Below are 4904 nucleotides of genomic sequence, written 5' to 3' on the forward strand. Positions count from 1 at the left end.
TGGCCTAAAATGATTAGGGTATTTAAGAGCTAATACCCACCAGTAACTCTAAACGATTAGGCAAGACTCGCATTGAGCGAATTTCAAATTGATTCACTAATTTAGACAACATATCTTCGCTGTCCATGATTAATGATAAACCGGGAATTAAGGTTGAATCGGCTAAAGCTAATAACTTATCCACGATCCACGAACGATTATGTAATAATTCAATCATTAAATCTTTGTGCAAGGCTACGCGCCACAAATGCGGGCCTTCGTTACTAATGCCTGCCACTCTTTCCATTAAAAAACTAATTGGATCAGCCACTAAAGGCAAACGTTTTAAGGCAAAAGCCGTTGCATGTGAGGCATGACGCAAGGCAAAATTGGTTAATAATCGTCCCTGCCGCACTTGGCTTTCTAAACGAGTATCAACATGACGCAACAACAAAAACTGTTCATCGTGCGACACCTTACACTCTAAGACATCAAAATCCAAACTCACCGTGTATAACACACGCTGATAATGACCATCTAAATGCAAAGTTAAACGATCACTGCCACAACTGACACTAATATCATCAAAGTATGGATGTTGCTCGGTCATTTGCCGAAGCTGTTTATTTAATTGGCTTTCAGGTAAGGAGATGGTTAAGGTCGTTTTGCTAAAATAGTTTTGCGCCATTTGCAAAGCGGCTTCTTGAGCAAGCTGTGTAGCTGCTTTAGCCGTATCAGACGCAAGCTGTGCGGTCATCTTTGCACCGCCACCTGCAAGTTGGGCAATCGCTTGTGCACCATTTGCAGTAAATTGTAAAGTGCTACGTGCCGTGTCACTGGCTGTATCAACCACCGACTTAGCAGTTTCTTGAGCCATATCAACAATATCCTCAGCAACTTCCAAAGCTTTATTTGCAGCAGTTAAGGTTTTATTTAATAACTTTTGCTTAAGCTTTTTATTTTGCTGAGTCATAAAATTTTCCTTGTTGTTTCAAGTTTTTAAGTCACTGTAACATAACAGACTGTCACAGTGTACAACAAAACTTTAGAGCATCAAATTAACCATGTCCAACAATCTATCATCACGTGGTTTGGCAGCAGGTTGGCTGGTACTTCTTAAATTTTCAAAATCAAATAACTCACGATCAGCTAATTGTGAGGGAGCCACATTTTGAATAGCTCTAAAAATACTTTCTAAACGGCCTGTATGTTTTTTGTCCCACTCACGCAGCATGTCATTAATTTTTGCCCGTTGTAAGTTTTCTTGGGAGCCACACAAATTACAGGGAATAATCGGGAATGCTTTATAACGTGCATATTCGATAATATCTTTTTCTTCGCAATAGGCTAATGGTCGAATTAAGATATTTTTGCCATCATCAGATAATAGCTTAGGAGGCATGGCTTTTAATTTGCCACCATGAAACAAGTTTAAGAATAAAGTTGCCATAATGTCATCACGATGATGCCCCAATGCAACCTTTGTTGCGCCAATTTCTTGGGCAAAACCATATAAGCTACCACGACGCAAACGTGAACAAACGGCACAATAGGTTTTACCTTCAGGCGTTAATTCTTTAACAATGCTATAGGTGTCTTTTTCTAAAATAAAATGTGGAATACCACGTTCTGTTAAATATTTAGGTAACACATCTTCGGGAAAGTTTGGCTGTTTTTGATCGAGGTTAACCGCCACAATGTCAAATTTTATCGGCGCGCTCATTTGCAAGCTCAATAAAACATCTAACATGGTGTAGCTATCTTTGCCACCCGATAAACACACCATAATTTTGTCGCCGTCTTCAATCATGTTGTAGTCAGCAATGGCTTGGCCAACTAAACGACGCAGACGTTTTTGTAATTTATTAAACTCTGTACGGCTCTTACGGTCAGCAACCAAAGACTCATCCACAGGTGCAGGTTTAACTTGAGGGGGATTATCGGGCGTAAAAATTTCAACAGTCATGGCGATCTAAACAATTATGAAAAAATAAGCTTAATTTTACCTGATTTTAACTGCCTAATCACGGCCTTGTTTTCTGTATTGGCTAGGCGAAACTCCATATTGACGTTTAAAAGCTTGGCTAAAGGCCGTTTCAGAACTATAGCCCACTCGCTCACTCACCCGATTCACACTCATATCACCAATGGTTAAATAACGTGCTGCTTGACGTAAGCGGTATTCGGTTAAATAAGCTAATGGCGGTTGCCCCATCATATTGGCAAAACGCTCGGCAAAACTTGAACGCGACAAACAAGCCAATTTTGCTAAATCAACCACTGTCCACGGATGAGCAGGCTGAGCATGAATGGCACTGAGTACGGGAGCTAAATAAGGGTCTCGCACCGCATTGAGCCATGTATTACTTTGTACAGGTAATTGCTCTACATAGTCACGCACACACTCAATAAAAAACATACTAATGAGGCGATTAATTAAGGTGTCTCGACCTGGCCGAAAACGTTCAGATTCTAAGGCTAAAAACTCTAAACCCAATTTTAACCATGCTGGCCCTTCACCATTTAAACCATCTTCAATCAAAATATAATCAGGCAAAGACGACAACAACGGTTTGGCCATTTCGCTATCTAATAAACAACGTACCCCTAAAATTAAGGCTTGCGGATGACCATGACCTAACACCACAGGATCATAACGCGCGCCTTTAAATTCGGGTTCTAAATTAAAACCCTGTGTTTTGGGGGCATCAAAATTTGCATCAAAAAAGCTATGGGCTGCACCATAAGGCATAAATACGATATTGCCTGTGCTGAGTTTATGGGTTTGCCCTGCAACGTTAACTTTGACATCACCTGTTAATACCACATAAAAAACAGTTTGTTTGGCCAAACCAAACTGCCAACCTTGTAAGGCATTGATATATAAATACTCTGCACCACCAAAATGAACGTCATCTAATAGATGACTTAACGCATCCATCATGTCTCTCTCTTTAATATTGTCGTTGCCATCGGGACTACACGATTAATTTTTCTTATCATTTATCGACTTAAAGCAATTTTAACATATTGACTGTTACATTAGTCAATGTCGGCGTTTAACGCAGGTTTAGCGGACGTTGGCAACTGGCTGCTTTGCTATTTAGGATGCAATATATGCCTACACAGTGTCCAACAAATTTTTACACAATAGCAAGCATTCGCTTGGTTGTGTTGTTATCAAAGGGTAAAAAACATGAATGCAAAAACACCAGACTATTTATTAGATAATGCCACTCAAAGCACCAACGGCAAATGGAAAGATGCTAAACGTTATTTATGGTTATTAAGCCCTGCTGTACCTGTTATTGGTATTGCTGCTTTGTCTGCTTATGCGATTGCACCCAAAAAATTACGTGCTTTAGCATGGGTTGGCCCTGCGTTGGTACATGGCGTTATTCCTGCCTTAGACCGTTTGATTGGCGAAGATAGCACTAATCCTCCCGAATCTGCGATTAAAGATTTAGAAAACGATAAATATTATAGCCGTGTGGTTAAAGCCTTTATTCCTGCTCAATACGCCGTGACGTTTTTGGGTGCATGGTTAGCTAGCCGCAAAAGTACCCCAGCTTTAGATTATGTGGGTTTAACCTTATCGGTTGGCGCAATGAATGGTATTGCCATTAACACTGCCCATGAATTAGGCCACAAACACGATAAAACTGATCGTTTATTGGCAATGGCTGCTTTAGCACCAACAGGTTATACTCATTTTGCTGTTGAACATAATTTTGGTCATCATAAACGTGTTGCCACGCCCGAAGACCCAGCCAGCAGCCGTATGGGTGAAAGTTTTTGGAAGTTTTTACCACGCACCGTGATTGGTGGTTTTAAATCGGCAATCGAAATTGAAAAAGAACGTTTAGCACGTAAAGGCAAAGGTTTCTGGTCGCTTGATAACGAATTATTGCAAGGTTGGGCAATGACAGGTGGTTTATTTGCCGCCACTACTTTGTTGTTTGGTCGTCGTTCTATTCCGTTTATGGTTGGTCAAGCGGCTTATGGTGCAAGCTTGTTAGAAGTCATTAATTATGTAGAACATTATGGTTTAAAACGCGAAAAGTTAGCCAATGGCAAATATGAGCGTACTGCCCCCACACATAGTTGGAACAGCAACCATATTGTGACTAATTTAGTGTTATATCAATTGCAACGTCATTCTGACCATCATGCTCATCCAAGCCGTAGCTTCCAAGCCTTACGTCACTTTGAGAAAGCACCACAATTACCCGGTGGTTATGCGTCGATGTTGTTACCTGCCTATGTGCCTTCTTTGTGGTACAAATTAATGGATGAGCGTGTGATTAAACACTACAACGGTGATTTAAGCAAAATCAATATGGATCCTGATGAGCAAGGCTTTTTGATGCAAAAATATGCGCCATTAGCTAAGCGTATTAAAGAAGAAAACGAGCAAACGTTGATTGAAGCAACGCCAGAAGCGGCTTAAATCTTTCACTCTTTGAGGTGGTTGCAAAACCACCTCTTTTTTAATCACCGCCCACCTAAGTCCTTTTGCACCAACACATCATAAATGACATTGGCAAATTGGCGCATTTTGGCAGGGTCGGTCATTAACTGCATCATTTGTTCTTGGTGAGCTTCATTACTACCAATAATCGCATCATCAATTGCTTGGCTAAAATGGCCTAACATGGCTTGCTCTCTGGTGTTATTGGTGATTTGCTTCATCACCTTGCTATCTTCTGCCACTTTATCGGCCACCGTATGCACATAATTAATCATGTCTTTATCAGTGAGCTTATCGGTAATAAATAATTCGTTTACTTTAGCCAAAATCACCGACCAAAAATCTTCTTTTTTATCTTTGGCTTTAGCTGTCCCTAACTCATTGGCAGGTTCTAGCTTATGCTCATCACCACTAGCTTTAAGTTGAATGTCCTGTTGACGAATTTTGGATAAGC

The 4904-nt window shown here is 40.5% G+C and carries 4 protein-coding genes and 1 pseudogene; 1 reads left to right on the forward strand and 4 read right to left on the reverse strand.

Annotated elements, in window-relative coordinates:
• Nucleotides 1–22: 22 nt before the first annotated feature.
• From Q0212_RS11950 to Q0212_RS11960, 3 genes are all read right to left on the reverse strand, one after another.
• Nucleotides 23–952: a hypothetical protein gene (locus Q0212_RS11950; protein ID WP_297925790.1), complete on the reverse strand. Its 930-nt coding sequence runs from the start codon at nucleotides 950–952 to the stop codon at nucleotides 23–25.
• Between the two features lie 72 nt (nucleotides 953–1024).
• Nucleotides 1025–1945 carry a tRNA 2-thiocytidine(32) synthetase TtcA gene (ttcA, locus tag Q0212_RS11955; protein WP_297925793.1) on the reverse strand — a complete coding sequence of 307 codons (921 nt, stop codon included), beginning with the start codon at nucleotides 1943–1945 and terminating at the stop codon, nucleotides 1025–1027.
• Between the two features lie 54 nt (nucleotides 1946–1999).
• A complete protein-coding gene (locus Q0212_RS11960) occupies nucleotides 2000–2923 on the reverse strand; it encodes an AraC family transcriptional regulator (protein WP_297925795.1) in 924 nt (307 codons plus the stop codon).
• Nucleotides 2924–3175: 252 nt separating this feature from the next.
• On the opposite strand from Q0212_RS11960, the gene Q0212_RS11965 reads away from it, so the two are divergent.
• Nucleotides 3176–4429, forward strand: coding sequence for an alkane 1-monooxygenase (locus Q0212_RS11965; protein ID WP_297925797.1), 1254 nt, complete (start codon nucleotides 3176–3178; stop codon nucleotides 4427–4429).
• Nucleotides 4430–4473: 44 nt separating this feature from the next.
• Here Q0212_RS11965 and Q0212_RS11970 read toward each other — a convergent pair.
• Nucleotides 4474–4904 (reverse strand): annotated as a pseudogene (locus Q0212_RS11970) (type I restriction endonuclease subunit R); the annotation flags it as partial.

This window comes from uncultured Agitococcus sp., from assembly GCF_937920075.1.
Lineage (GTDB): Bacteria > Pseudomonadota > Gammaproteobacteria > Pseudomonadales > Moraxellaceae > Agitococcus.

Excerpts from the sequence above, each read along its gene's own strand:
- Q0212_RS11965 (WP_297925797.1), top strand. The coding sequence starts at position 3,176 with ATGAATGCAAAAACACCAGACTATTTATTAGATAATGCCACTCAAAGC.
- ttcA (WP_297925793.1), bottom strand. The coding sequence starts at position 1,945 with ATGACTGTTGAAATTTTTACGCCCGATAATCCCCCTCAAGTTAAACCT.
- Q0212_RS11950 (WP_297925790.1), bottom strand. The coding sequence starts at position 952 with ATGACTCAGCAAAATAAAAAGCTTAAGCAAAAGTTATTAAATAAAACC.
- Q0212_RS11960 (WP_297925795.1), bottom strand. The coding sequence starts at position 2,923 with ATGATGGATGCGTTAAGTCATCTATTAGATGACGTTCATTTTGGTGGT.